The sequence below is a fragment of the Labrys monachus genome, assembly GCF_030814655.1.
GTDB lineage: Bacteria > Pseudomonadota > Alphaproteobacteria > Rhizobiales > Labraceae > Labrys > Labrys monacha.
Window position 1 is genome coordinate 3,612,965 of sequence record NZ_JAUSVK010000001.1, and the last position, 26,593, is coordinate 3,639,557.

The 26,593-nt window shown below is 61.8% G+C and carries 28 protein-coding genes and 1 pseudogene; 12 read left to right on the forward strand and 17 right to left on the reverse strand.

What is annotated here, in order from left to right:
* Positions 1 to 65: 65 nt before the first annotated feature.
* From J3R73_RS16385 to J3R73_RS16425, 9 genes are all read right to left on the reverse strand, one after another.
* The gene (locus J3R73_RS16385; RefSeq protein WP_213335599.1) at positions 66 to 815 is read right to left on the reverse strand and encodes an SDR family oxidoreductase; all 750 of its coding nucleotides are present in this window, start codon (positions 813 to 815) and stop codon (positions 66 to 68) included.
* A 67-nt stretch (positions 816 to 882) separates the two neighbouring features.
* Complete coding sequence (locus J3R73_RS16390; protein WP_213335596.1) at positions 883 to 2,106, reverse strand: MFS transporter; 1,224 nt, start codon at positions 2,104 to 2,106, stop codon at positions 883 to 885.
* A gap of 172 nt (positions 2,107 to 2,278) precedes the next feature.
* Positions 2,279 to 3,343 (reverse strand): branched-chain amino acid aminotransferase, encoded by a 1,065-nt coding sequence (locus tag J3R73_RS16395; RefSeq protein ID WP_213335593.1) that lies wholly within the window; start codon positions 3,341 to 3,343, stop codon positions 2,279 to 2,281.
* A gap of 114 nt (positions 3,344 to 3,457) precedes the next feature.
* Complete coding sequence (locus J3R73_RS16400) at positions 3,458 to 4,711, reverse strand: ABC transporter substrate-binding protein (protein WP_307428933.1); 1,254 nt, start codon at positions 4,709 to 4,711, stop codon at positions 3,458 to 3,460.
* On the reverse strand, positions 4,708 to 5,709 hold the full coding sequence (locus J3R73_RS16405; RefSeq protein WP_213335588.1) for a branched-chain amino acid ABC transporter permease: 1,002 nt from the start codon (positions 5,707 to 5,709) through the stop codon (positions 4,708 to 4,710). Before J3R73_RS16405 ends, J3R73_RS16400 begins: the two co-directional genes overlap by 4 nt.
* Positions 5,710 to 5,724: 15 nt before the next feature.
* Complete coding sequence (locus tag J3R73_RS16410) at positions 5,725 to 6,597, reverse strand: branched-chain amino acid ABC transporter permease (protein WP_213335586.1); 873 nt, start codon at positions 6,595 to 6,597, stop codon at positions 5,725 to 5,727.
* 9 nt (positions 6,598 to 6,606) lie between these two features.
* On the reverse strand, positions 6,607 to 7,314 hold the full coding sequence (locus tag J3R73_RS16415; protein ID WP_213335584.1) for an ABC transporter ATP-binding protein: 708 nt from the start codon (positions 7,312 to 7,314) through the stop codon (positions 6,607 to 6,609).
* Complete coding sequence (locus J3R73_RS16420) at positions 7,311 to 8,081, reverse strand: ABC transporter ATP-binding protein (protein ID WP_307437419.1); 771 nt, start codon at positions 8,079 to 8,081, stop codon at positions 7,311 to 7,313. The genes J3R73_RS16415 and J3R73_RS16420 overlap by 4 nt, the downstream gene beginning before the upstream one ends.
* A gap of 388 nt (positions 8,082 to 8,469) precedes the next feature.
* On the reverse strand, positions 8,470 to 9,372 hold the full coding sequence (locus J3R73_RS16425; RefSeq protein ID WP_213335581.1) for an AraC family transcriptional regulator: 903 nt from the start codon (positions 9,370 to 9,372) through the stop codon (positions 8,470 to 8,472).
* Positions 9,373 to 9,512: 140 nt separating this feature from the next.
* On the opposite strand from J3R73_RS16425, the gene J3R73_RS16430 reads away from it, so the two are divergent.
* A complete protein-coding gene (locus J3R73_RS16430; RefSeq protein WP_307428939.1) occupies positions 9,513 to 9,644 on the forward strand; it encodes a hypothetical protein in 132 nt (43 codons plus the stop codon).
* Between the two features lie 6 nt (positions 9,645 to 9,650).
* Entirely contained in the window at positions 9,651 to 9,917 is a 267-nt protein-coding gene (locus J3R73_RS16435) for a hypothetical protein (protein WP_213335580.1), read from the forward strand.
* Positions 9,918 to 10,104: 187 nt separating this feature from the next.
* On the opposite strand, the gene J3R73_RS16440 is transcribed toward J3R73_RS16435, so the two are convergent.
* Positions 10,105 to 10,425 (reverse strand): DUF736 domain-containing protein, encoded by a 321-nt coding sequence (locus tag J3R73_RS16440; protein ID WP_307428943.1) that lies wholly within the window; start codon positions 10,423 to 10,425, stop codon positions 10,105 to 10,107.
* An 833-nt stretch (positions 10,426 to 11,258) separates the two neighbouring features.
* Here J3R73_RS16440 and J3R73_RS16445 point away from each other — a divergent pair.
* The 4 genes from J3R73_RS16445 to J3R73_RS16460 are packed head-to-tail and all read left to right on the forward strand — an operon-like array spanning position 11,259 to position 13,468.
* A complete protein-coding gene (locus tag J3R73_RS16445) occupies positions 11,259 to 11,714 on the forward strand; it encodes an Lrp/AsnC family transcriptional regulator (RefSeq protein ID WP_307428946.1) in 456 nt (151 codons plus the stop codon).
* Positions 11,714 to 12,340, forward strand: a complete 627-nt coding sequence (locus J3R73_RS16450) for a LysE family translocator (RefSeq protein ID WP_307428949.1) — start codon at positions 11,714 to 11,716, stop codon at positions 12,338 to 12,340. The genes J3R73_RS16445 and J3R73_RS16450 overlap by 1 nt, the downstream gene beginning before the upstream one ends.
* A 52-nt stretch (positions 12,341 to 12,392) precedes the next feature.
* A complete protein-coding gene (locus J3R73_RS16455; RefSeq protein WP_213335576.1) occupies positions 12,393 to 13,007 on the forward strand; it encodes a LysE family translocator in 615 nt (204 codons plus the stop codon).
* Between the two features lie 44 nt (positions 13,008 to 13,051).
* Complete coding sequence (locus J3R73_RS16460; protein ID WP_213335574.1) at positions 13,052 to 13,468, forward strand: VOC family protein; 417 nt, start codon at positions 13,052 to 13,054, stop codon at positions 13,466 to 13,468.
* A gap of 256 nt (positions 13,469 to 13,724) precedes the next feature.
* On the opposite strand, the gene J3R73_RS16465 is transcribed toward J3R73_RS16460, so the two are convergent.
* The 6 genes and pseudogenes from J3R73_RS16465 to rocF form a co-directional block, all read right to left on the reverse strand.
* Complete coding sequence (locus J3R73_RS16465; protein WP_307428954.1) at positions 13,725 to 14,141, reverse strand: hypothetical protein; 417 nt, start codon at positions 14,139 to 14,141, stop codon at positions 13,725 to 13,727.
* 146 nt (positions 14,142 to 14,287) lie between these two features.
* Positions 14,288 to 16,345 (reverse strand): ParB/RepB/Spo0J family partition protein, encoded by a 2,058-nt coding sequence (locus tag J3R73_RS16470; protein WP_246519131.1) that lies wholly within the window; start codon positions 16,343 to 16,345, stop codon positions 14,288 to 14,290.
* Between the two features lie 419 nt (positions 16,346 to 16,764).
* Positions 16,765 to 17,118, reverse strand: a complete 354-nt coding sequence (locus J3R73_RS16475; protein WP_213335623.1) for a DUF2958 domain-containing protein — start codon at positions 17,116 to 17,118, stop codon at positions 16,765 to 16,767.
* A 184-nt stretch (positions 17,119 to 17,302) separates the two neighbouring features.
* A pseudogene (locus J3R73_RS16480) lies at positions 17,303 to 17,530 on the reverse strand (DUF6429 family protein).
* Between the two features lie 193 nt (positions 17,531 to 17,723).
* Positions 17,724 to 18,785 (reverse strand): ornithine cyclodeaminase, encoded by a 1,062-nt coding sequence (ocd, locus tag J3R73_RS16485; protein WP_213335625.1) that lies wholly within the window; start codon positions 18,783 to 18,785, stop codon positions 17,724 to 17,726.
* The gene (gene rocF / locus J3R73_RS16490) at positions 18,782 to 19,711 is read right to left on the reverse strand and encodes an arginase (protein ID WP_213335628.1); all 930 of its coding nucleotides are present in this window, start codon (positions 19,709 to 19,711) and stop codon (positions 18,782 to 18,784) included. Before rocF ends, ocd begins: the two co-directional genes overlap by 4 nt.
* A gap of 132 nt (positions 19,712 to 19,843) precedes the next feature.
* Here rocF and J3R73_RS16495 point away from each other — a divergent pair, with 132 nt between their 5' ends.
* Positions 19,844 to 20,281, forward strand: coding sequence for an Lrp/AsnC family transcriptional regulator (locus J3R73_RS16495; RefSeq protein WP_213335633.1), 438 nt, complete (start codon positions 19,844 to 19,846; stop codon positions 20,279 to 20,281).
* Positions 20,282 to 20,351: 70 nt separating this feature from the next.
* Here the strand turns inward: J3R73_RS16495 and J3R73_RS16500 are convergent, their stop codons facing one another.
* Positions 20,352 to 21,284: a LysR family transcriptional regulator gene (locus J3R73_RS16500; protein ID WP_307428962.1), complete on the reverse strand. Its 933-nt coding sequence runs from the start codon at positions 21,282 to 21,284 to the stop codon at positions 20,352 to 20,354.
* Between the two features lie 263 nt (positions 21,285 to 21,547).
* Between J3R73_RS16500 and J3R73_RS16505 the strand changes: the two genes are divergently transcribed.
* The 5 genes from J3R73_RS16505 (at position 21,548) to J3R73_RS16525 (ending at position 26,140) form a co-directional block, all read left to right on the forward strand.
* Positions 21,548 to 22,336, forward strand: coding sequence for a transporter substrate-binding domain-containing protein (locus J3R73_RS16505; protein ID WP_246519257.1), 789 nt, complete (start codon positions 21,548 to 21,550; stop codon positions 22,334 to 22,336).
* A gap of 64 nt (positions 22,337 to 22,400) precedes the next feature.
* On the forward strand, positions 22,401 to 23,798 hold the full coding sequence (locus J3R73_RS16510) for a M20/M25/M40 family metallo-hydrolase (protein WP_307428967.1): 1,398 nt from the start codon (positions 22,401 to 22,403) through the stop codon (positions 23,796 to 23,798).
* A complete protein-coding gene (locus tag J3R73_RS16515; protein ID WP_307428970.1) occupies positions 23,783 to 24,457 on the forward strand; it encodes an ABC transporter permease in 675 nt (224 codons plus the stop codon). Before J3R73_RS16510 ends, J3R73_RS16515 begins: the two co-directional genes overlap by 16 nt.
* 4 nt (positions 24,458 to 24,461) lie before the next feature.
* A complete protein-coding gene (locus J3R73_RS16520) occupies positions 24,462 to 25,142 on the forward strand; it encodes an ABC transporter permease (protein WP_213335642.1) in 681 nt (226 codons plus the stop codon).
* 182 nt (positions 25,143 to 25,324) lie between these two features.
* Positions 25,325 to 26,140 (forward strand): amino acid ABC transporter ATP-binding protein, encoded by an 816-nt coding sequence (locus J3R73_RS16525; protein WP_213335644.1) that lies wholly within the window; start codon positions 25,325 to 25,327, stop codon positions 26,138 to 26,140.
* Positions 26,141 to 26,593: the final 453 nt, after the last annotated feature.

Sequence of the window (26,593 nt, forward strand, 5' to 3'; positions counted from 1 at the left end):
CAACCCGTCGACTGCTTGCAATACGTTACTGTGCGCTTTTACATAGAAGATATTCTGGCCCAGCATCAGAAGTGTGAGAGGTATCCTCCGTCGACGGCCAGCGTGGTACCGGTGACATAGGATGCATCCGGCGAGCAGAGAAAGAGGACGGCGCCGACGATTTCTCTCGGATTGCCCCAGCGACCGAGCGACGTGCGTTGTTCGAGGCGTGCTGCGATGGTGGGATCGGCGACCATCTTTCCGTTCGCCTCGGTCGCGAAAAAGCCTGGGGCGATGGCGTTGACGGTGATCCCTCGACTTCCGAGTTCGGCGGCGAGCGCGCGGGTCAGAGCATCGAGCCCCCCCTTGGCCGCCGTGTAGGCGGGGTCTCCGGCGCGGGCGATCGGGCCGGCGATCGAGGTGATGTTCACGATCCGACCGCCATCGGGAATATGGGGGGTCAGACGCCGCACCAGATCGAAAGGGGCGACGAGATTGACTTCCAGAAGCCGCCGAAACGACTGGCGATCGATCTCGGCGAGGGGGCGGCGATCCCGAGCCCCTGCGTTGTTGACGAGGATGTCGATCCGGCCCTGCCGTGCGACGAGGTCCTTGCAGGCCTCGATGGTCCCCATTTCGTCGGCGAGATCCACCAACAGCATGGAGACATCTGCGCCTGCTGCGATCAGGTCGCGCCTCGCCACTTCGAGTTCGTCTTGATTGCGGCCATGGATGACGACGTGCGCGCCGTTCGCCGCCAGCCCACGAGCTATTTCGAGGCCGAGGCCACGCGCCGCGCCGGTGATCAGTGCCGTCTTTCCGTTGAGCTTCTTCATCTTTCCCTCGTTCACGTGGTTGGCGGCGGCTTCGCCTCATGAATGTCACTTGCCTCCGCCGGGACTGTCACGGTCGAGCGCGGGGTCGCGTGTCCATGATCGCCATCACAGTCGCGAACACCGCTGCACCGAGACCGGCGGCGGCGACCGCCCCCCAACCACCGAGTGTCATCAGTCCACCGGACATCGCAGATCCGACTGCGCCACCGACGAAGAACAATGACATGAACACGGCGTTGGCACGTCCGCTGGCTTCGCCACTCGCGACAAAGATGGCCCGCTGGCCGAGAACCAGATTCGACTGCACACCGAAATCGAGGAGCGTTGCAGCGAGTAACAGCAGCGGAATGCTGCCGCGTCCGACCGCGGCCAGGCCGAACGCAGTTGCAACCATTCCCATCGCCGCCAGGGTCGCCGGTCCACTCCACCCGGCGTCGGCGAGGCGTCCGACGATCGGGGCTGCCAGGGCGCCGGCGGCGCTGGCGAGGGTGAACCAGCCGATCTGGGTCGGGGTCAGCGCGAGGTCGTTGCCGAGATGAAGGGGGACGGCAGTCCAGAACAAGGTGAAGGCGGCAAACAACGGCGCATGGAGGTAGGCCCGCGTACGCACGACGCGATTGCTGCGAAACAGCCGCCCCATGGAGCCGATCAGCTCCCGATAGGAGGTGCTGTCGGTCACCACGCGACGCTTCGGCAGAGCCGACAGCAGCGTTCCCGCGAGCAGCGCCATCATGATCCCTGCGACGACGAACACCGCACGCCATCCCAGTGAATCCGCGATGATGCCCGCGATCGGCCGTGACGCGAGAATACCTGACAGGAGCCCCGCCATGACCCTGCCGACGACCCGCCCACGCAACGTCGGCGGCGACAGACGGGCGGCGATCGGCACCAACATCTGCGTCGCCGTCGAACACAGACCGATGAGCAGGGCGCCGAGCAGGATCTGCCAAGCCGCCTGAGCCAACGCCATCGCGGCGAGAGCCAGCCCGGCCCCGATCACCACCATGGGAAGCAGCAGACGCGCACGGACGAGATCCACCAACGGCACGAGGAAGACGAGCCCCAACCCAAAGCCGATCTGCGTGAGGGTCACGATCAGACCCGCTGCCGACGACGGCAGCCCGACGTCTGCCGCCATCATGCCGGCGAGTGGCTGCGCGTAATAGAGGTTGGCGACGATGATGCCGGTGGCGGCACAGAAGACGGCGATCTGGTGCGGCGGCATGACGGCCGAGGTGGCATCGGCCGCTTCCGGGGCAGAAGAATTCGTCCCGTCGAGTGAATTCATGGACCCTCTCCGGACCTAGAGGCCGGACCTTCGTGTTGGCAAGCTCCGGACGGCGGACGAGCAGCGCGGCGCGTGATGTCGGAGAGATCGGCGGCGAGCGCTCCGACAGGCCAGGCAAGCCTTCGCGATGTGCCCCTAGAACTCGATCCCGTCGAAACTCCAGGGAAGGGGGTCAGAGGACGTCCACGCGCCAACCGTAGGGATCGTTGCCCGCCTGGGTGTGAAGCTTGGTAATCGCATCGTAGAGCTTTGCCGTCGTGGGGCCGATCTTGCCGCCGCCGACAACCCGTGACCTGCCGCGATAAGTGAGTTCGCCGATCGGTGAAACCACTGCGGCGGTCCCGAGCCCCCAGATTTCCTCGATCGATTCGTCTTCGATACCAGCCAAGACGTCATCGATGGCGATCTGCCTCTCGCTGACCTTCAGCCCCCATTCGCGCAGGAGGTGGAGGGCAGTGAGGCGCGTCACGCCCGGCAGGATCGAGTCGGTGAGCGGCGGGGTGACGATTTCATCGCCGACCTTCAGCATCACGTTCATCGTGCCGACTTCCTCGAGATAGCGCCGCTCGACGGAATCGAGCCACAGGACCTGCGTATGGCCGAGCGCCTTGGCCTCTTCTGTCGCGAGGAGGCTGGCGCTGTAGTTCGCGGCAGCCTTCGCGGCGCCTATACCGCCACGGGCCGCCCGCACATGCTTGTCCGAAACCAGAATTTTGACCGGATCGGCCCCTTCGGCGTAGTAATTGCCGACTGGCGACAAGAAGATCATGAACGTATAGGTCTTGGCCGGGCGCACGGCCATGAAACCCTCCGTTCCGATCATCGTCTCGCGAACATAGAGAGCCTTGCCGGGCTGGTGGGGCACCCAGTCGCGGTCGAGGCCGACGAGTTGCACCATGGCATCGAGGACGGTGTCGGGTTCGATCGCCGGCATGCACAGACGCGCCGTTGAGCGGTTGATGCGCTCCAGATGAGCCTTGGGGCGGAACAGTCGGATGATGCCGTCGTCGCACCGGTAGGCTTTGTAGCCGTCGAAGATCGACTGACCGTATTGGATCGCCGAGCACGAGGGATGAACGGGGATCGGCCCGAAGGGACCGATCCGGTGATTGTGCCATCCGCGCCCCTCCGTGTAGTCCATGACGAACATGTGGTCGGTGAAATAAGCGCCGAAGGTGTTTCCGACATCCGAAGGAATGGGTTTGGGCGCAATCGTTCTCGTGACCGGAAACGGCATTGACTTACCTTTCTCTCGCTTTGGGAGAGGTGCATGGACAGCGGCGAACGTGATGTCGCGCGGCAGGTGGGAAGCGGATGGCATGCCTTCGTCGGGCACGCCATCCGTGTGAGTTCACTTCATGTCGGTGACGAACTGAAAGTCGTCCCCGTTCACTTTGAACAGGGCATAGGCACCAGGGACATCACCGTTCGCATCGAAGGCGAGCGTGCCCGAAGCACCCTTGTAGGAAATGGGCTTGCCGGCGGCGATGAGCGCCTTGGCCTTCGCCCATTCGCCCGGCATGATCGATTCACCGGCAGCGTCGACGAGATTGCGCAGAGCGGCCGAGATCTTGGTCTTGTCGCCGCCGGTCTGTTCGATCGCCAGGGCGAGGAGGAAGACGGCGTCATAAGATGTCGACACGAAGGTCGCGTTGGGGTCACCACCAGCGCTCTTGAAGCCGGAGGCGAAGACCTCAAGCGACTGCGACTTCTCGCTGACCGGCGAGGAGACATAGAAGTTGGCGAGGTTCTTCGATCCGATCGTCTTGATCGTGGCGGTCGTCTTCATCCCCTCGCCGCCGACGTAGGTTTTGAAGAAGTCGTTTTCGATGGATTCGCGCAGAACCGTCAAACCGGAGCTGTCGCCGTAATCGATCAGCACGAGCGTGTCGGCGCCGCCCTTGGCGAGTTGCGCGAGGTCGGTGCGATAGGAGGCGCGATTTTCCTCGTGGGCAGCGCGGGCGGCGACGGTGCCACCCTTGGCGACGAATTCCTTCTGGAACGCGTCGGCGAGGCCCTTGCCGTAGTCGTTGTTGATGAAGGAGAGCGCCACCTTGGTGGTGCCCCGCGCCAGCAGCGTCCGCGCCAGAACCTGGCCCTGATATTCGTCGGAGGGCACCGTCCGGAAGACGAGATCGTTGTCCTTCAGCGCCGTGATCTGCGGCGAGGTTCCGGCAGGCGTGATCAGCACGACGCCGGCCGGGATCGTCACGGAATTCGCCACGGCGAGAACCACGCCGGAGCACCACGGGCCTGCCATCCCCACGACCTGGGAGACGTTCACGACCTTCGTCACCGCGTCGACGCCGGTCTGCGCATTGCAACCGTCGTCCGCCACCACGCCGATGAGTTTTTCGCCGTTCTTGATGCCGCCCTGATCGTTCACCTGCTTCACGGCGAACTGGTAGGACTTCATCATTTCCGGTGCCAGCGCCGCCGTGCCGCCGGTGATCCCACCGACCAAACCGATACCGACATCGGCCTGAGCAGGAGTGGCAGCGACACCGGCTGCAACAATGAGTGATGCCATTCCGAGTACAGTGTTACGCATCAGAGTCTTCCTCTCTTCGAAAGGGCGGCAACGACCGCCGGGCCTGGAGTTCAAACGTCGTCCGACCCTTCCGACGGAGCGATCGCTTCGGGGGACGTTCGTCCGAGATCACCGGAACCGCCTGCCGTACCGACACGTTCCGGGAGCAGTCCTTCGGGTCTGAGCCGCAAGATGACCTGTAGAAGCAGTCCGACCAGGAACATCCGCGCGTATTTGGCCTTCAGGGCGATGTCCGCCGGAAGCTGATCGGTCACCAGTTCGGACGCGGACCAGATGACCCAGATGATCAGTGCACCGACGAGAACGCCGCGGTTGTTTCCAGACCCACCGAGAATGACCATGATCCAGACGAGAAATGTCACGATCATGGGATCGATCGCATCCGGCGTGATCACTCGGGTGAGATGGACGTAGAGGGCACCGGCCAGGCCCATCAGAGCGGAGCCGAGGATGAAGGCCTCGAGGCGTCGGCGCGGCACATCCTTGCCCATCGCCTGGGCCGCCGTCTCATTGTCTCGGATCGCTCGCATCATTCGCCCCCAGGGTGAGCGAAGCTGGCGTTCGACGAGGAAATAGACCACTAGGAGGATGAGGCAGGAGAGGCCGAGAAAGGCGACCTGTGACTGGGCGTAGGGAAGATCACCGAAGGGCCGGGGAATATCGATGATGCCGCGGCTGCCGTTGGTGAGCCACTCTTCCGACCGGACGACCAGACGAATGGCTTCCGCTACCCCGATCGACACGATGGCGAGATAGTCCGAACGGAACCTCAGGCACACTTTGCCGACCGGCCATGCGGCGACCACACAGGCGAGCATGGCACCCAGCATGCCCACCGGAACGGGGAGGCTGAAGCCGCCGATCCGTCCTACGGCGGCGGGTGACGTCAGAATGGCCGACGTGTAGGCCCCGACGGCGAAGAATCCGGCGACACCAGCGTTGAACAGCCCGGCATACCCCCACTGAACATTCAGCGCGATGGTCAGGCATCCGTAGATCGATATGAAGATCAGAAGATAGATAGGATAGTTGAGGAGTGTGACGAAGTTCATCTCGGCTGTCTCCTCTCAGAGTACCTTGCCACGGAAAAGGCCGGTCGGACGGATCAGGAGAGCGAGAAGCAGAATGACGAAGCCGCTGAGAACCTTGTATTCACTGCGGATGACCAGGACGGACATCTCCTCGCAGATGCCGACGATCAGGCCACCGAGGATGGCCCCCTCGATGCGACCGACGCCGCCCAGAATGGCCGCAGCAAACGTCGGGAGCAGAATATTCCACCCCATCAATGATTTGACTTGGGTGTTCAATCCGAGGAAGAACCCCGAAGCGGCGCAAAGCGCACCGACGAGCATCCAAGTGAGTGCGATCACCTTTCGGTTGTCGATTCCGCAGAGCGAGGCCAGATCCGGGTTGTCGGACATCGCCCGCATCGCCTTGCCCCACTTGCTGTGGCGCAGGAAGATCTCGAGTGCCACGACCAGCCCGATCACCATGACGACCGTCACCACCTCGTGTGGCTTGATCCGCAGGCCGAACCAGTTTTCGGGCCGCGCGATCCCCGTTTCGTAGCTGAGGGTATTGACGCCCCAGAAGATCTGCACCACCGCGCGAAGCATCAATGCGACGCCGAGAGACGATATCGTTGTGATGATCTTGGGAAGCGTGCGCAGATGGGTATAGAACAACCAGTCGATGGCAATCGCCATCAGCCCGGCAGCCACGGCCGCAATGGGCAATGCGGCATATGGGGACAGGCCCGATGACGCGGAGAACAGCAACACCATGAAGGCGCCGAAGGTCGCAAGATCTCCGTGGGCGAAGTGACCGTGACGCATGATCGCGTACACGAGCGTGACGCCGATGGCACCGAGCGCATAGATCGACCCGAGGATGATCCCAGGGATCAGGAAGAAGTTGATAAAGCTCGATATATCCACGTCACCCCCTTATGCGCCCAAGAACATTTCCGCGATAAATCTATTGTTCAGCAAATCTACCCCGGTTCCGTCGCATCTATTTCTTCCAGCAGCCAGGACATAGCCACGATCGGCGAAGCGTAGAGCTTGCTTTGCGTGTTGCTCAACGAGGACTAACGCAACACCGGTGTTGCGAATATCGCGACATGTCTGGAATATTTGTTCCATGTATTTGGGGGAGAGGCCTGCTGTCGGCTCATCGAGGAGAAGAACCTTGGGGTCGAGCATGAGTGCGCGCCCAATTGCGACCATCTGGCGCTGCCCACCCGAGAGGCTGCCGGCCAGCGCCTTCTGCTTGGCCTTCATGTCCGGGAACATCTCGTAGACCCGCTCCAGCGCATCGGAGTAGTCACCGTTGCGCAGAAAGGCTCCCATCTCGAAATTTTCGTGAACGGTCATGTCGTAGAAGACGTTGGCGACCTGCGGGACGTAGCAGATGCCCGATCTGACGATCCGGCTCGGGGCCCATCCGGTGATGTCGGTGCCATCGACGACGATGGTGCCGCTGCGAATGGTCAAGAGGCCGAAGATCGACTTCATTGCGGTGGATTTGCCGGCGCCGTTGGGACCGATGATCGCCACGATCTCGCGCGCCCCGACTTCCATCGACAGGTCATGAAGGATGTCGGCGTCGCCATAGCCGCCGGAGATGCTGCTCATGGTAAGTAATGCGGTCATTGAGCTGCGTCCTTCGTTTCCCCAAGATAGGCTTCGAGGACGTGCGGATCGGACCGCACCGTCTTGAAATCGGCCTCGATCAAAACGCTGCCCTCGGTCATACAGACGACCGGATCGCAGAGGCGCTCGATCATCTCCATGTCGTGTTCGATGAGGAGGAAGGTGTAGTTTCTCTCGCGATTGAGATACTCGATCTGCGACTCGAGCTTGCGGAGCAGTGTTCGGTTCACGCCGGCTGCAGGTTCGTCGAGAAGTACCAGCTGGGCATCGGTCATCATGGTACGGCCGAGCTCAAGCAGCTTCTTCTGCCCACCGGAAATGCGCCCCGCGCGCTCGTGGGCGATGTGCGTGAGTTCGAGGAACCCGAGTGTCGCCCAGGCGCGTCGCCGGATTTCGTCTTCGTCGATGCGAACCCGCCCAGGCGAGAACCAGTTCGACCACATCTGTTCGCCGGCTTGATGTGGCGCTACCAACATCAGGTTCTCGAGGACCGACAGGTGGGCAAACTCGTGCGGGATCTGAAAGGTTCGCACGAGCCCTCTATGAAAGCGTTCGTTCGGCGCGAGGTCGGTGATGTCCTCACCAGCGTAGTGAATCTTGCCACTACTGGGATGCAGCGCCCCGGCGATCAGATTGATCATCGTCGACTTGCCGGCACCATTTGGGCCGACCAAACCGGTGATTGAACCGCGCCGAACCGAAAACGAACATGAATTCACCGCCCGAAAAGCCCCGAACTCCAGTACGATGTCTCGGCAGACGAGCAGATCGTCATTCTGATGTTCGTGCAGTCCTGCGCCCTGCCGATCAGGAGCGAGAGGCAGTACGGTGCGGGCTCGTGGTGATGCGTTCATGAAATCCCTCGACGGCACCTCACAGAGAGGTAATCGGCGTGCCACTCGAAGGGCGCGCCACTCGTCTAGAGAAATTAGAGGAAAGCGTCGTTTGGTTCTTATTTGGGCGTGCCGTAATTTTCAGCAAAGAGCCACGCTGCCCCTTGCCCGTCTCGTGCGGCAGAGCCACGCCTCCTCTTGGCACCGATCGACGCAGGGAGTGGTCGAGCGCCTGACGAAGTTCGGATCTATCTCAATGATTGCGAGGCGCCACGTCTCACGATGCCCTGTTTCATCGCGCTCTGAGACAGGGCAATCACGCTCAATCTTGATTGTTTTGGCGCCACTGTCGTGGCGTCATGCCGGTCACCAACTTCATTGTCGTCGTAAAGTGGCTCTGGCTCGAAAAGCCGCACTGATCTGAAATGTCGACAAGTGTCTCTTCGGTCTCCCTCAGGAGCAACAGGGCCCGCTCCAGACGGACTTTCATGAGCCATCGGTGAGGGGTTTCGCCCGTCTCGGTGCGAAAACTGCGGGCAAAATGACGTCTGCTGAAACCGGCAGCATCAGCGAGCTCATCGAGGCCGATGTCTTGGTCGAGATTGGCTTCCACGAATTCCCGTACTCGGCGAAGGCGCCATTGTGGCAAGGCCACGGGCGCTCCGTCGTCCAGCCGAGCCCCCGCCCGGATCAGGAGCTGCGACAGCATCGAGACGAGAAGACCATCGGCGAGATAACGATCGGCGGCCTCTCCGCCTGCCCCGCATTGCCACATCCGATTGAGCAGAACCTCGACGAAGGGGTCGACCCAGGTATCCCGACTGAGGGTCCAGAACACATCGCTCACCCGTTTCGGGCACGACGAGCCGAGTACCGATCGGACAGTCGAATCAGGCACGGTCAGTAGCAGGATCTTGCGACTTCCATCGATCTCCCAACGGCTTTCGACGCCGGAGGGGACAGCGAGCAGACGGCCGGGTTCGGCGCTCTCCCGCGAACTCTTCCCACCCATCGTCCATCGCCACGTGCAGCGACGATCGACGGTCAATGGCAAGGCAAGGATTGTCTCGGGAACTTCGGGATCGACGAAATTGTGCGGACCTTGTTCAACTTGGATCAAATTATAGGCTAGAAGCCCCTGAGCGCGCCGATGCTCTTGCGGAAAGGCCTGATAAGACGATTCCCGATAGAAGTCGGCGTAGCTGAGCCATTTGGACACGGCCATACGAACTTGTTTTCCCAACCGATTACACACGGAATAACAAGCAAATTCGAGGCCAGCTCAAACCGCACGGGGCATCAGTGACCGCGTGGATATAATCTTGCAACACCACTTGCTGGGCAGCGTGGTCGCAGCGCACCGTGATGTTCGCCGCGCAGGCGGCGGCGGTGCTGACCTTCACCGCCTTGTCCATGCCTGGCATGATCATGACATTGGCGGCGCTTGGCGGCTTGATGTTCTGCAATGCGCCGGGCCTGGCAACCTATGTCGCTTAGCTCACCATGCGCCATCGACCGGGCAGTGTCGATAGCGCCTCCACCATCAATGTGTCAGCCGCCAATGCCGGCTTTGCGCTCGGAGCCTTCATCGTCGGAACGGTGGCCGCTTCCCGCTTCGGATTGGGCGCAACGCCATGGGTCGGTGCAATCATGGCCGGGATCGGCCTGCTACTGACCTTGTGGAGCGGCCATCTCGACAAGCGCCAAATCCGGCGCGGCTCGATCCTCGGATCACCGCGGTCAATCGGATCGCTGACGGACCGATCGTGAATCTTCCTCATTCGACATCGTGCTGCCGGGCCGCAGTTCTTCGAACATGTCGTGCGCCGCGTCGGTGCACGAGACCGGTCGCCGCGGTTACCTGAAATCGTACAACCTGATTGCCGGACTTCCTGAAAGGCGGCGGCCCCTTGAGCAGCCCCGCTCGGACGAGCGGGGCTTCGGGAGATGTCCGGCCTCAGTCGCCCGTGCGGCGCGACCAGATGAGATTGAGGCCTTCGCCGTCTTCGGCCTCGACCAGGCTGGCGTAGATCGGAGCGGGGAAGCTCGGATCATCCAGCTTGACGGAGAGGTATTCGCGGCCCGTCTCGCGGGCGGTCTTCTTCCAGGCCGCGCCGAACTCGACCGTGGTGCCTGCGAAGATGCGGAAGTCCGGGCCGCGCTCGCTTTCGCCCTCGGTGGGGACGAACTTGGCCTTGACATTGAGGGTCAGGGTCTTGACCGCGCCGGTGAAGCCCGAGCCGTTTTCGTTCTTGGTGAAGGTGCCGATGGTTGCCATTGTCGTGAGCCTTTCGTTGCTTCGGGCCGCGCCTGTCGCGACCTCGATGGTGGTCGTGCGACCGAGGACGATCGGCCCCGCACCCGGAGGGCGGGAATGCAATGGACGACGGCCGGCGACGGCTTTTTTGCTTGGCGATGCAAAGCGCGTTGGCGCGCGGCGGAAAAAAGTTGGCGACGGACGTTGCGGGAAGACGAGCGAGGCGCAGCCGGTCTTCGGTCAGACCCAATCCATTCGAGGACGCCGTGGGCGTGGCTTATACGGAAATCGGAAGGAACACGGCACTGGTGGCGATGGCCTGTGCGCCAGGCACGAAACGTGCCCCCCGATCGCGTCAATCTATTCCTAACCGCCGACGACAAGGCCGTCCCAGGCTCCACAAGCGGACACGGATGCTTCCCGATCTTCGTCTTCTTCGATGCGCTGGCGTTGGGCAGGCCGGTGAGGATCACCTGCAGGGCCCAAAGCGACCGGTCTCGCCGGCTGACGATCCAAACTTCCACGCGTTTGAGCCGGACGAAAGTGTCGCTGCCGAGAAGGAGATAACGGACGCACGATCCCGCCGCTGGTGCCATGAACCGACACCCACAGGCTGCCGCTCGCCCGGGCGGGGCTGCTCAGGGGGCCGCCGCCGCCCACTCTTTGCGTTAGCGATTGAAGCCGAATGGCGGAAACGCGCCATCGGCGTGGTTCCGGCGCTGCCGAAAGCGCGGCCCGAAGGGCAACGCCCGATTATCCGGTCGATCACCATCTGGACCACAAATTATGCGGCTAACGCCACATATTCCGCATAATATCTTGTATTTATGTGTCCAACGTGCATTTATGCGGTTATGGACATCGTAGACCGCAAAATCATCACTCTTTTGGCAGAAGATGCCCGCCGTTCGTTGGCCGATATCGGAAATGTGGTCGAGCTTTCCGCGTCGGCAGTGAACGAGCGCATCCGACGCCTGACCGCGAGCGGGGCGATCCGGCGCATCACCGTCGATGCCGATCCGGCAGCCTTCGAGTTGCCGGTCATCGCCTTCGTCTGGATCGCATTAGCGCCGGATGCCGATGAGGGCGCGTTTCGCTCCTATGCGGCGTCGCAGTCCGCCATTGCGGAATGTCACCATGTGACCGGACCGTGGTCCTATCTCGCCAAAGTCCATGTCGCATCTCTGGCGGAGATCGAATCCTTTCTGGCGACCATGAAACAGTACGGATTCCTCGCCCGCACGGAAACGATCATCGCCCTGTCATCCGTGGTGCCGGGGCCGTTTATGCCGAAGGGGAGCGTGGACTGATGGACTTGATCCTTATCCTGAAAAGCATCGTGCTGGGCCTTGCGATCGCGGCTCCGCTCGGCCCGATCGGCGCCTTATGCATCAATCGGACGTTTGAACGCGGATTCTGGGCTGGTGTGGCGGGTGGCCTTGGCACCGCCCTGGCGGATGCCGTCTATGCCAGCCTCGCAGCCGTCGGGTTTTCGGCTTTCGCGGCCACCCTTGCGACGATCGACGCGCCACTCAAAATCGTGGGTGGCCTGTTCATGTTGTGGCTCGGATGGAAAAGCCTGAAACCCAAGCCTGTCGGGAACGCAGCTCAAGTCGGCGCGCGCGATCTTTTCGGCACCATCGCCGCGACCTTCTTCCTGACGATCACCAACCCTATGACCATTCTGTCCTTTGCGGCGATTTTTGCGGGTCTCGGTCTTGCGGACGCAGCGGGCACCACGAGTGTGTTTCTCGTTGTCGCTGGCGTTTTTCTTGGCTCTTTGCTGTGGTGGTTTGTCCTGAGCGGCGGTGTAGCATTGGCCAGGCAGCGCCTTCCCGAAAGTTTCTCCCGGAGGGTTTCGAGCCTGTCAGGACTGATCCTCATCCTTTTCGGTCTCTATGCCCTCGGTTCACTTGCTTTGAGTATGGTTGCTTGATGAGCTAAAAACAGGAGGTCTGCGCCTCCACACCAACCTCGGGAGTATATTGATGGAGTTCTCCACTCTTCTCGCTTTTGCAGCAGCCTTTTTCGTCTTCGCCGCCAGTCCTGGACCCGACAACATGACCATCGTCGCCCGCACCATTGCCAATGGTGCGGCCTCGGGCATCGCCTACGGCGCTGGAACCGTTGTCGGCATCCTGATCTTCCTGACGCTCGCGGCGTTCGGCCTATCGGTCCTCGCGGCCGAGATGGGAGTGGTGATGACGATCCTGCGTTACGCGGGCGCAGCCTATCTGATCTGGATGGGCATCAGGCTCTGGACGGCTGAACCGGTCGTACCCGATCTCCAGCCCGTCAACGGAGGGGGTGGACTTGTTTCGATCTTCGCAACCGGCATCGCGCTCAATCTCGGCAATCCGAAAATGCCTCTATTCTATGTTGCGCTGTTGCCAAACATGGTCGGGGCGTCTCTCACGCTCGGTCAGGTCGGAGTGTTGGCAGCGGTCATTGTCGCTGTCGAGGTCGTCGTTATCGGTGGGCATGTGCTCCTGGCCAGTCGTGCCCGCAAGCTCTTGCGTAGCCCCCGCATCGTCCGCCGGGTGAACCGCACCGCCGGCAGCGTCATGGTCGGCGCGGGTGTTGCGGTGGTCGCGGCGAGGTGATGCCTCTCGGTCGGTGACTATAGCGCCGCGTTCGGAGGAGTTCGATGTTCGCCTATGCCATGTTGGGGACCAACGATCTGGATCGTGCGATCCGGTTCTATGACCCGTTGATGGAGCGGCTCGGGCAGCCGCGATGCTGGACCGGGGATAACAGCGTGTCGTGGGGATCGCTGGAAGATTATGCCATTCCCGGACTTTGCGTCGGTCGACCGTTCGACAGCATGGCGGCAACGTCAGGTAATGGCGTGATGCTGGCGCTTCGTGCGCCGAGTGTCGCCCAGGTGAAAGACCTTTATGAGTTGGCGATGACGCATGGCGGCTCCGATGAAGGCCTGCCCGGTCCACGACCACAGTATGGGCCGGGTTTCTACGCAGCCTATGTGCGCGACCCGGACGGCAACAAGCTCGCCTTCGTCTGCTATCAGGCGGAGGTTGGCGAGTGGACAGATGAGCCGTCATGAAGAAAGGCGCGTGCGAAGCCGTGATCCGTCACCTGTGCCACCAATGGCACAGGGAGAGTGGACTGACAGACCTTCGTCCGGAAAACTCAGCTTCTCGGCCGTTTTTGTCATGGGCCTGGCCGAACTATTCGTCCTATCTCGATTTCCGAACCACCACGTCCGTCTCCTATGATGTCGAGATGTGGTTCGCTGACGAGTTCAGGCAGCACTGGCACCGGTGAGGTAGCGGTCGAAGGCCGCTATCGTGGCGTTCCGCCTATTCAGCAGGGGAGAGCGCCCCGCCTGCCAGTCGCATCAATGCCGACACGCCGGTTACACAGCCTCCGACCATACAGAAGATCACGCGCCAGCCCCCGGACGGCACGGCCTCGCGCGTGACACCGTGAACGAGCGCATAGCCTGCGATGCCGGCAGGCAAAGCGAAAGCGAGCACCACGATCAGGCGCAGGATCGGCGAGCGCTGCGACGTGAAAGCGAATATCAACAGACCATAGGCTGTGGCCCCGGCGACGAGCCCGACAAGGCCCGCGCCGAATAGGCTGGAGCCGGTGGCATAGGCGAAGCGCGCCGCTTCCACGGCCAGCATGAAGGGCAGCGCATAGACGGCAAGCGTATAGGCCAGGACACATAGGCCCGCGATCAGCGCTATGCTCATCAACATCACGGCGATCATGATGGGTCTCCATAATCCCGATGACGGTCATGGCCATCGGACAGTCGAGGTCAGCCGGTCGCGCGGTGAACACCGCACGACCGCGTTTTTTGGATTCTGGGTGAGAGAGAAGCCGGGACCGCGCCGATGCGGTCCCGGCCCGATCCTCACTCGGCGGCGATCTGCAAGGCGTCAGCTTCTTGGCGATCGTCCAGCCACGTGGGCCGCACTGTCCGCAGTGCGGCGGGAAGCCAGCCGGTTCCGGCCAGAAGCTGTTCGGCAGCCTCCGCCATCTCCGTCTTCTTCAAGCCCGCGATCCGCTCCGCCGCCGCATCGCCGATGGCTTCGCGCACGGCGGCGAGGATGTGCGCCTTGGTCACGCGGCCCAGATAGGCCCGCACGGTCGGCGTCCAGTGCGCCGTCATGTCCAGCGCCACCGCCGTCGCCAGCTTCTCCGCCGTGGCATGGGCGTGGGGCTTCTTCTCCCAAGGCTGCTTCACCGCATTGACGGTGAGCGAGGCGCAATGGGCGAACAGCGCCATGACGCTGGCATGGTCCAGACCGGCAACGAAGCCCCACAGGTCAGCCACGTCGCGCGGCATGTCCGCCGCCCATCCGGCGTGACGATCCGCCAGCGCCTTGCCCGCCGCCGTGTCCTCGATGCCGTCCGCGTGGGACGCCAGATAGCTGCTCGTAGGGCGGATTTCGAGGCAGGTAGCGTCCGTCCCGCGATAGAATGTCTGCGCCACCAGCGCATGGGTGACGGCGATCAGCGCCATGTCCGGCTGCTCGCCCAAGGCAAGGCGAAGGCCGAGCGTTCGGTGCGAGGTCAGGTCACGGATGAGACCGTCCGACTGGGGCTTGCCCACGTCCCCGGCGTCTTCCTCCTCAGTTTCGCGTGTGGAAACGGGGTTGCCGTCCTCTTCACGGTCGACCTCCTCGATGATCTCGCCGTCACCGTTGACGCGAACGCCATCGATCACACCACCGCCTTCACCGTTTGTATCGTCCTTGGCTTCCGGCTGTTCATCCTCGGCGCGGATGAACCCTCGTTCGATGCGGGCTTCCCCGTCATGGGAGAGGATGACGAACACGCCGCCACGGGCGATCTCGTCAGCGTCATAGGCGTGACGCAAGGCGTCGATGCGCTCGATCTCGGCTTCCAACTCCCCGAACCGCTGATCGACGTCGTCGGGCAGTTCCTCAACGCTGTCATACTGCTCGGTCAGCGCGTTGTATTCTGTTTGCGCGGCGGCGTAGGCTGCCTCGTCTTCCTCCGACAGCGCCACCGAATGCGGATAGGTGCGGCGCAGACCGTTGCCGTGCGGATAGTCGATATGGACAGAGGCCCACTTCCAACCTTCCTCGGCCTTCACGCTCTCCGCGATCCCGTCCAGCTTCTTGATGACAAGCCGGTCGAGCAAACCGGCATCCTCGTAGAAGCCACCACGATCCTCGGTGAACAGGTCGCGCAGGATCACGCCACCCGCCTCGCTATAGACTTCCGCACCGACGAAGATCGCCCGCCGATCCGTCGCTGCGATGTGCATCCGGGTCAGGTCGCGGCGAATGGTCGAGGGGTCTTTGTTCCACGACAGGTTCTCGTAAACCTGCTCCTGCCGGGCCGGATCGTCCACGATGGCGAAGGCCATCAACTGCTCCAAGGTTAATCCACCGTCGCGATAGACCTGCATCAGTTTGGGGCTGACAGCGCCGAGACGCATCCGCTGGCGCACGACATGGGCCGTCACGCCAAATCGGGCGGCGATGTCCTCCGCGCCCCAACCACGATTTTCGGCCAACTCACGGAACCGCTCGAACTGGTCGGCGGGGTGCATCGCCTCGCGGGTGACGTTCTCGTCAAGGCTGATTTCCGCCGCGTCGTTCTCCGTATCGAGAACGACGCGGATGGCTTCCGTCTTCTTGATCTGCTTGCGCTTGACGCGCAGCATCTGCGCCAGCCTGCGGCCTTCACCGATGATGACGCAATAGCAGCCGGTCGGCTGGCCGTCCGCGTCCGTCTCCGGCTCCACCACCAGATTTTGCAACATCCCCTTGGCGGCGATGCTGGCTGCCAGCGCCTCGATATGGGCGTCGCTGTGCGGGGTCTTGCGGGCGTTCTTGGGCGACTTCTTCAATTTGTTCAGCGGCACGAACAGCACCGCGCCGTTCTCGATGGCGGGGGCTTCGGAAATCGTAGCGGTTGTCTCGATAATGTTGGTCATGGTCTTGATCCTCATGGGCTTGGGTTGGAGCGCAGCGCTGCGCTGCAACCCTGCCCGTCGGCGAGACCGGGGGGTGCAAGGGCCAGGGCGGCCGGGGTGGAGGGGGATCGCCCGGCCTGCACAAGCGGATTTGCCCAATGACCGATGTGCGGAACATCGTATCCGCGCGGAAGGTCGGGGAGACCACCCCGGACGGCGCCGGCTCGCCGGCGCTTCACCCTTGACCGCGCCAGGGGGCGGCGCCCCCAAGCAATCCGCCCGGCTTGAGCGCCAGCGGGAGCCGGGAGAAAAACCGGATCAGGATGCGTAAAGCCGCCGAACCTGAAAGCCGTGCATCCTGATCACCGCATTTTCGTGTTCTGCCGGAAACACGAACATAGCGAAGCGCCCCGCCCGAAGGCGGGGCGCGATTGTGATCGTCAGTCGGTGACGATCCTACCGGATTGGCGGGCGCGCCGAGCGTACCAGCTCAGCGAACGCCGGGCCGTGAAGTAGAGGTCGCGTTCGACCGGAAGCCGCAGGCGTCCACGCACTGTACTGATCTCGACGAGGCTGACATAGCCGAGTTCGGGTTCGCCAAGGCCGAGGTCGCACAGGCCGAAGAGTCGGTCGGGGTCGTCTGGATCGGCTTCTGTGAGAAGCCAGGTTGCACCGGCATCCGGCGTAAAGAGCTTGACGACCGGGGGCGGATCGATGTCCTCGCCGGCGACGCTGCGGACGCCATTGGCGATGAGCTGGGCGAAGAGTTCGTCTGTGATGAGCGGGTCTGCCATGTCGGCCTCCATTCGATGTCACCCTCCGATCGAGGGCGAGGAGGCGTTGGGTCGGCGCAGTCGAGCGGTGAGGTCAGGCCCTACACGGTCTGGCGCGGGCCGGGCTTGACCCCGCCGCGGCGGCAGCCAGCTTGCCGATACCCGTCGGAAGGGTGAGGTCGGGTGAAGGCGGCAATATCGCTCGTCACTCCGCCTTGCCGAACAATCCGCGGAATAATCGCTCGGACCTGGCGAGGCCATCGTCCGTCAGAATGACCGATTTCGCCTTGCTTGCGGGATTGCCGATATAGCCCTTCTCCTAGAGGCGATTCATCGCGTCCCAATCGAAACTCTTCCATGCGCGGCCATCACGGTCGAGCGACAGAAAGAGCAGCGCGAGATCGTGCCCACTGGCGTGGTGTAACTGAGACACCGTCACCTATGGTCCCGGCCAGATAAATTTATGCGGGGGGTTGGGCGTGAGCAATTGTTGTGAGCGAAAGCGGCCGTGAAATAGCTCGAATAGCCGGCGGTTCATCACGTCCACGTCCGGCGTTCGAGGATGGATGAGCACGAGTGCGCCCAAGATCTCTACGCAGCGGACGATTGGTGTCAACTCCGCCGCGTCAGGGGCGAGAAATTTCCGAGACAGCGGCGCGATGGACCATGCCGAGGAGATCGCGCGGCTCGTCGGGGTCGGCGAGCAGATCGAGATCCTCGTGGAAGCCACCGAGCGCCAGCTTGGAGCGGACGTAGCGCAAGGCCGAAAAGTCCTCCGTGGCGAAGCCGACCGAGTCGAACAGGGTGATCTGCTCGGCCGAGCGTCGGCCCGCCACCTCGCCGGCAATCACCCGCCAGAACTCGGTGACCGGATGGTCTGCGGCGAGCTGCTGAATTTCGCCCTCGATCCGGGTCTGCGGCGGATATTCGACGAAGATGTCGGCGCGCAGCAGAATGTCGCGGTGCAGTTCGGTCTTGCCCGGGCAATCGCCGCCAACGGCGTTGATGTGCTGTCCCGCTCCGACGAGATTGTCGGTGAGGATGGTGGCGTTCTGCTTGTCGGCGGTCACCGTGGTGACGATGTCGGCGCCCTCGACGGCCGAGGCGACACCGTCGCAGATCGTCACGTCGAAGCCGTAACGGGCGAGATTGCGGGCGCATTTCTCGCTCGCCCAGCGCTCGATGTCGTAGAGGCGCAGGCGGTCGATGCCGAGGAGCGCCTTGAATGCGACGGCCTGGAACTCCGACTGCGCGCCGTTGCCGATGATCGCCATGGTGCGCGATCCCGGTCTGGCGAGGTGGAGCGCGGCGACGGCGGAGGTGGCGGCGGTGCGCAGCGCCGTCAGGATCGTCATCTCGCTGAGGAGCACCGGATAGCCGGTGGCGACATCGGCGAGGAGCCCGAAGGCGGTGACTGTCTGGCGGCCGACGCGCATGTTCTTGGGGTGACCATTGACGTATTTGAAACCGTAGGTGATGCCGTCGCTGGTAGGCATCAGCTCGATCACGCCGTCGACCGAATGCGAGGCGAGACGCGGCGTCTTGTCGAAAACCGGCCAGCGCCGGAAATCGTCCTCGACGAAAGTGGCGAGTTCGGTCAGGAACCGCTCGACGCCGACGGCGTTCACCAGCCGCATCATGTTGTGGACGCTGACGAAGGGAACGATGTTCAAGGCGCGGTGGGTCATGACCAGCTCCGGGTGGGTCTGTCGAGGATCCGCCGGCCCATGAGACTGGCGACGAGGTCGACGAGCAACAGCGCGGTGCGGCCGCGCTCGTCGAGGAAGGGGTTGAGCTCGACCACGTCGAGGCTGCGCACGAGACCGGTGTCGTGCAGCATCTCCATGACGAGATGGGCCTCGCGGAAGGTCGCCCCGCCGGGAACCGTGGTGCCGACGCCCGGCGCGATCTCCGGATCGAGAAAATCGACGTCGAGACTGACGTGGAGGATGCCGCCGCGCACCACCACCTCCTTCAGGAAGCTGCCGACCAGCCGGCCGATGCCGTTCTCGTCGATGGCGCGCATGTCGTGAACGGTGATGCCGGAGCCGTCGAGCGCCGAGCGCTCCGCCGGATCGACGCTGCGCAGCCCGACCATGCAGACGTTCTCCGGCTTCACCGGCGCGACGAGCGGCGGGAAATAGCCGGCAAATCCCGGTCGCCCCGTGACATAGGCCGCCGGCACGCCGTGGAGATTGCCACTCTCGGTGGTGTCGAGCGTGTGATAGTCGGAATGAGCGTCGAGCCAGAGCACGAACAGCTCGCGACCGTCCTCGACCGCGCGCCGGTTGATGCCGGCGATCGATCCCGCCGCCACGCTGTGGTCACCGCCGAGGAAGATCGGCATGCCTTGCGCTGCCGTCTCGTAGGCGACCTTCTCGATCACCTCGGTCCAGGCAGCGATCTCGGCGATGTCGCCGATCATCGGATTGGGGTGTGCTTTGGGCACGACCGGCCCGATAAACAGATTGCCGTGCTCGCGAACTTCGAGGCCGAGATCCCGCAGGGTCTCGGCGAGGCCGGCGGCGCGGAAGGCTCTCGCACCCATGTCGGCACCGCGTCGCCCCGTTCCCGCCTCTACCGGCGCTCCAATCAGAATGCAGCGATCGCTCATGAAGGTCCTCGTCTGTCGTCATCTCCTCAGAAACTAGAGGGGATGACCGGCAGAGTGAACGGATCAGATTGGCAAAAAGGACGATTTACCTTATCGATGTGCTCTAAAAGCCTTATCGAATAGGAGCGACCGATGGACGAAATCGACCAACGCCTCGTCTCGATTCTACGCCACGACGGCCGCAGCAGCATTTCGAACCTCGCCGTCGAGCTCGGCCTGTCCAGAGCGACCGTCCGGGCAAGGCTTGAACGGCTGGAGGCCGACGGGACGATCATCGGCTACACTGTGGTGCTGCGGGCCGACGCGGTGTTCATGCCGGTGCGTGGATTGACAATGGTCGAGGTTGAGGGGCGGGTGGTGGATCGTGTGATCGATGCACTGGTCGGCTTCCCTGAGATCGGCGCGATCCACACCACGAACGGCCGCTGGGACTTGGTCATCGAGTTTTCCGCCCAAAGCCTGACCGATCTCGATACCGTGCTACGTCGGGTCCGATTGGTACCCGGCATCACAGCCTCGGAGACGACATTGCTGCTCGCCACGCCGCGCAGCACGCGCGCACGGTTGTGACCATTGATGTAGAACGAGAACGCGCAGCCGACCTCGGACTGAGCTGGCAGTCCGCTTATGGGACAAGATCTCACGGCAGACCGAAACTGCGACACCGATCCTTGAGAAAGTCGACAAAGCGCCGTACCGACACCGACATCGGTCGGTTCGCGGACAACATTACGTTTGTCTGAAAAAGGAATTCCGGCCGAAACGGCTTCAGTTCGAGACCTGTCACATCGAAACGGGCAATCGGAAACGGGTTGAGGATCGACACGCCGAAGCCCCGTCTGATCATCTCGACCATGTCCATGACGGTATCAATCTCGACAGTGGTTTTCGGCATCACCCCGGAGTCGGAAAAGATGCGGTCCAATGCCGCCCTCTGGGAATGTCTATGGCTGGTGGCGACGAAGCGTTCGTCATCGAGATCGTCAGGACCGATCCAAGGTTTGGCAGCGAGATGGTGATCGGAAGGCATTACGCAGACCGCCGACGTCTGAAGCAACGGCTCAGCCGAAACGCCGGAATGGAGGAAGACAGAGTCACTCACGCCCACGTCCACCCGTCCTTCCGCGATCGACCCCGCAGGGTCTTCGGCGTCTGCCATATAGAGGGAAATCGAGACCTGCGGATGGAACTCGAGGAAATCGGCGACGGCTCCGACGAGGAAACAGTGGCACATCGTCGGGAGTGCGGACACGACGATGTGCTCCGCGACGGGCTCCGCCAGACTGCCGTCCAGAGCCGCCAGCGCGCTGAAGGCCGCGCTTCCCAAGCGGTGGAGTACCAAGGCCTCTGCGGTCGGCTGAAGGCGCCCTCCCTCACGATGGAACAGGACTTTGCCATGTCGCTTTTCGATTGCGGCAATCGCACGACTGACGCCGGGCTGAGACATCCCCAGGCGCTGCGCTGCGGTCGTCGTCTTCCGCTCTGCAACGATCGCGCAGATGATTTCGAGGTCGCGCAAGCGCGACCATTTTCCAAGCCATTGCGAGCCACTGGGCGTCGATTTCTTCCGCATTGCAGTATGCTATCACGCATATAAATCAGCTTTGCAATGCAATAGGTAACACGTACCGTTCAAATTATGGGCGCACACAAATAATGCCTGCTTTGTAGGCACGCGTTGCGTCTATCATCGGAGTCCACGCACTGCAGGTTTTCCGGCGCTTGAGGAACGTGACCGCAAGGACGGAGCCAGCAGTATGACCCCGAACTCAATACGACCGGCCTCGCTCTGCATCACGCACCGAAGCGGTCCCAGTCTATGTTAAGGGGGTACGGATGATGAAGACTCTGGCTCTGGCCACTCTGCTCAGCATTGCTATGAGCGCGGGTTCCGCGCGAGCCGAAGAACTCAAGATCGGCACCAGCGCCGATTATCCACCATGGGAGTCGGTCGACGCTGCCGGCCAGATCATCGGGTTCGATCGTTCGGTCGGAGACGAGATCTGCAAGCGCATCCGCGCGACCTGCGTCTGGCAGAACCAGACGTTCGACGGCCTGCTGCCCGGCCTACAGATCGGTAAGTTCGACCTGGTGATGTCTGGCATCTCGATCAACGCCGAGCGTGCCGAGCGCGTCGATTTCTCGACTGCCTACGCCGACGCTCCCGCATCCGTGGTCGTCGCGCTCGGCAACGCAGCCGCATCTGCCAAGTCGGCCGCGGAACTGGTCGCGAAGCTGGGCTCGGCCGTGATCGGCGTCCAGACCGGCACGACGCACGAGCAGGTGATCCGTGCCCATTTTCCCAAGGCTGACGTCAGAGCCTATGACCGACCAGACCAGATTGCCGACGACCTGATCGCCGGTCGTATAGATGCTGGACTGATGGAGCGGGCCGCCTGGGATCCCCTGGTCAAGGCCCATGGCGCGGGTAAGCTCACCTACGCCGGCCCTTTGTTGAACAGCTCCGACTTCCCCGAATTCGGCAAAGGTCAGGGCATTGCTCTGAAGAAGGGCAATTCCGCATTGCGGTCACGCATCGATGCGGCGATCGCGGCAATGCGGACAGAAGGGGCCATCAAAGCCGCCTCCGAAAAGTGGTTCGGCTACGACGTTTCGGCCAAGTGACGTTGTCGAGACGGCTCGCCCCTCCCGCCTCACCCGCGAATATTTCGGCTTCAGGAGCTTCGACGTGTCGATAGATGCCCAGATTCTAGCAACTGCGCGCCGCGAACTCGCCGAACTGGTGGCAATCCCCTCGGTAAGCGCAAGGGGGCAGGAATTGGATACGTGCGCGATGAAGATCGCGGCACTGCTCGCTGAAGCCGGCTTTGAGACCGGGCTCCATGAAGGCGCTATCGGACCTTTCGTGGTCGCCGAGGCCGGCGCCGGACCTTTCACACTCGTCATCTACAACCATTATGACGTTCAGCCGGAAGGGCCTTTGGACCGGTGGACCGCGCCACCCTTCGTGCTCGCCGAACGTGACGGGCGGTTGTTCGGGCGCGGTGTGGCCGACGACAAGGGTGAGTTCGTGAGCAGGTTGGCGGGATGGAACTTGTTCCGCTCGCGCTTCCCGGAGCCCTTGCCATACCGGGTCGTCTGGATCCTGGAAGGTGAAGAGGAGGTCGGCAGCCCGTCTCTCTCGGGCTTTCTCGCCAGCCGTTTTCCAGACCTGAAATCGGATCTCTGTTGGTGGGAATACGGCGAGATCGATACGACTGGACGCCCCGTCATTCTCCTCGGTTTCAAGGGGCTTCTCGCGGTGGAACTCTCCTGTCGCACCTCGGCGGCGGACCTACATTCGAGCCTTGGGGTCGTCTTCGACAATCCGCTGTGGCGAATGGCCTCGGCGATTGCCTCGCTGCGCGATGAAGCCGGTCGTGTTCTCATCAACGGATTCTACGAGGGCATCGAACCGGTCGACGCGACCACCCGACACCTCGTCGAGCGGAGCCCGTTTTCGCTCGACGATCTCGGGCGCTCCACCGGAGGCACGAAACGATTGCGCGACGTGACCGACGCCAATTTCTACGGTCGCATGAACCTCGCCCCTTGCGTCAACGTCAACGGCATTCATGGCGGTTACGGCGGCGAAGGGTCCATGACGGTTCTGCCGTGCAGCGCCATCGCCAAACTCGATTTTCGTCTCGTACCGGGTCAGTCTCCCGAGACCATAGTCCGGCTCTTGCGTCAGCATCTCGATGCCAAAGGCTTTGTCGACATTGAGCTGACCGTGCACGATGCGGAACTGAGGGGTGTGCGCAGTGCCCCGGATAATCCGATCATCGCGTTCGGTGCCGAACTTCTCGGCAAATGGTTCGGCCTGGAGGTCGTTCTTCAACCCAGCGCGGCTGGATCGGGACCGGCCCATCACTTCGTGCGCCAATTCGGCGCAACCCTGTTCGGCGCGGGAATTACCCATCACGGGTCCAGACTTCACTCCTCTGACGAGAATATCGTCATTGCGCAGTTCGAGAAGATGGTCGGGTTCTCCGCGAGCTTCTTCGAGGCCCTCACCCGCGAAATTCTATCTCTGACGGACGCGGGCCGATCCAAAAAGGAGGCCGCTGCATGCTCGATTCGATAGTCCAATACTCTCCACAACTGCTGCAAGGCCTCTGGGTGACGCTCGCAGTCGCGGCGGGCAGCTTTGCGTGCGGGCTCGCCATGGCGCTCTTCCTGGCTCCTGTCGGCCACTATGGCCCGCCGGTTCTGCGGCGCTTGGTCGCCGGTTATGTCGGTCTGATCCGCGGCCTTCCGGAACTCCTCATCATTTTTCTCGTCTTTTACGGTGGTACGGTGTTGCTGACCCGCATGCGGGGTGCCTACTTCGAGGTCGATGCACTCTCGGCAGGCATAGCTTCGCTGTCGGTCGTGTCAGCCGCCTATTGTACAGAAATCCTGCGCGGTGCCCTCGCCGGTATCGCGCGCGGCCAGTGGGAGGCCGCCATCGCTTTGGGATTGACGCATCTCTCGGCCTTCACAAAGGTGATATCGCCGCAAATGGTTATGAGGGCTTTACCCGGCCTCGGCAATCAGTGGTTGGTAATTCTCAAGGAGAGCGCGCTCGTCTCCATCGTCGGCCTGGAAGAGTTGATGCGAAAGTCGGTGGTGGCCGCTGGCGCCACGCACCAGCCACTCGCCTTTTATCTGACAGCTGCGGTCCTTTACGTCCTGGTGACAGGGATCTCTTCCCTGGTGATCAATCTGATCTCCGCCCGTCTTGATCCCAACTCAACGCGGTGATGCCATGTCTTTCGACTTGTTGCTTCCGGCATTTAGCGCCATTTTGAGCGGTCTTTTCCTGACGCTCCTCATCACGATCTGCGGTTTCGCTCTCGGGCAAGCGATAGCTCTTCCGGTCGCACTTGCCCTCGTCTCGACGCGTGTGTGGCTGAGCGTCCCGGCGGCATTCTACACTTTCGTCGTGCGAGGCAGTCCACTCCTCATTCAGTTGTTCATCATCTACTACGGTCTTGGACAACTGGAATTCATACGCGAGAGCTTCCTGTGGCCGGTGCTGCGCAGCGCGGTCTACTGCGCGATCCTGGCGATCGCGCTGAACTCCGCCGCCTATTCCGCGCGCGTCGTTGCGGGTGCCATTCGGCAGCTCCACAAGGGTCAATTCGAGGCCGGACATGCGCTTGGCCTCACGGACCACGCAATCCTGTCGAAGGTGGTTTTGCCACAGGTCTATCGGGTCGTTCTTCCCGCGATTGGCAATGAACTCGTCTTGGTCATGAAGGCATCGACATTGGCAAGCGCGGTGACGGTCATCGAGATGACTGGTGCCGCACGCCTCTTCGTCGCACGCACCTATGCACCATTCGAAGCCTTTCTGATCGCGGGCATCCTCTATCTCGTGTTCGGCGCTCTGTTCGGGTGGACCTTCAAGATCATCGAAGCACGAGTGGCCATTCCGGGACGATGATCTACCGCGAGTAGGCGCGGATAGGATTGGGCCACTGTCGTTCAAAGCCGGAGGAAGTCTGGCGGAAGAAAGGTGCCAACACGGCTGCGTCCTGCTGGGCTTGCCGGAGGGCAAGGGTCCACTCGCATTCTGCCGGGCCCAGCTTGGCCGGAGTGTCTATACAATCAGATTGGAGGCGATTGATGACGAATGAGAATCAGATCAGCGCGGGAGAATTCACGGTCGATGCCTCAAAGATGAAGGTGTCGCGAAACGACATCGCTGTCGAGATCATCGGCATGCACAAATGGTATAACGATTTCAACGTTCTCAAAGACATCAACCTGAAAGTCATGCGCGGCGAGCGCATCGTCATCTGTGGACCTTCCGGCTCTGGCAAGTCCACGATGATCCGCTGCATCAACCGGCTTGAGGAACACCAGAAGGGCAGCATCGTCGTCGACGGTATCGAACTCACAAGCGACCTCGCGAACGACCGCAGGCGTATATACGAAGTTCGCCGCGAAGTCGGCATGGTGTTCCAGCATTTTAATCTATTCCCTCACCTGACCATCCTGCAGAATTGCACTCTGGCACCAATATCGACCCGAAAAATGCCCCGCAAGGCTGCCGAAGAACTTGCAATGCATTTCCTCGAACGCGTTAGAATTCCTGAGCAAGCTCACAAATACCCGGGCCAGCTCTCCGGCGGCCAGCAACAGCGTGTCGCAATCGCACGTGCGCTTTGTATGAAGCCACGCGTCATGCTTTTCGACGAGCCCACCTCGGCCCTCGACCCCGAGATGGTGAAGGAGGTACTGGAGACGATGGTTGGCCTCGCCGAAGAAGGTATGACCATGCTGTGTGTCACTCACGAAATGGGCTTCGCGCGCAAGGTCGCCAATCGCGTAATATTCATGGACAAAGGCCAGATTGTCGAGCAGAACACGCCAGATGAATTCTTTGACAATCCTCAGAATGAGCGTACAAAAATATTTCTAAGTCAGATAATACATTGATGTCTTTAATAATAAGTCAGCTCTATCAAGCACTCTATCGCGTATCACCGGAATAGGGCTCCTGATAGCTGGTCCGGATGGGAGTTGAAGCGCCTGCATCGCTCCAATGGTTGACGCTGTTTCTACGGAAACGTCAATGCGGAGCCGCGAGAATCGGAGGTCTACCAGCGTTGCGATCGGGGTTATTCGAGCGATCCGACCGCTGTAGGATGGGATGCAGTCGTTTCCCACGTCGGTCGAGAAAACAACCCGCCGCCGGTTGATAGAACGCTATACCTCGTTCGAACGAATAGTTGAGTTCCGTGCCGGGAAGAAATAAGGCTAGTGAATTGTGATATCATAAAAAAATATGAAATAATTGATCTATCAACACAGTTAACTCTGAGTTATAATCAGACAGATGAAGCATAAGTATCCGATTTAAACGGCAGCAGTGTGGATCTTTACACCTTT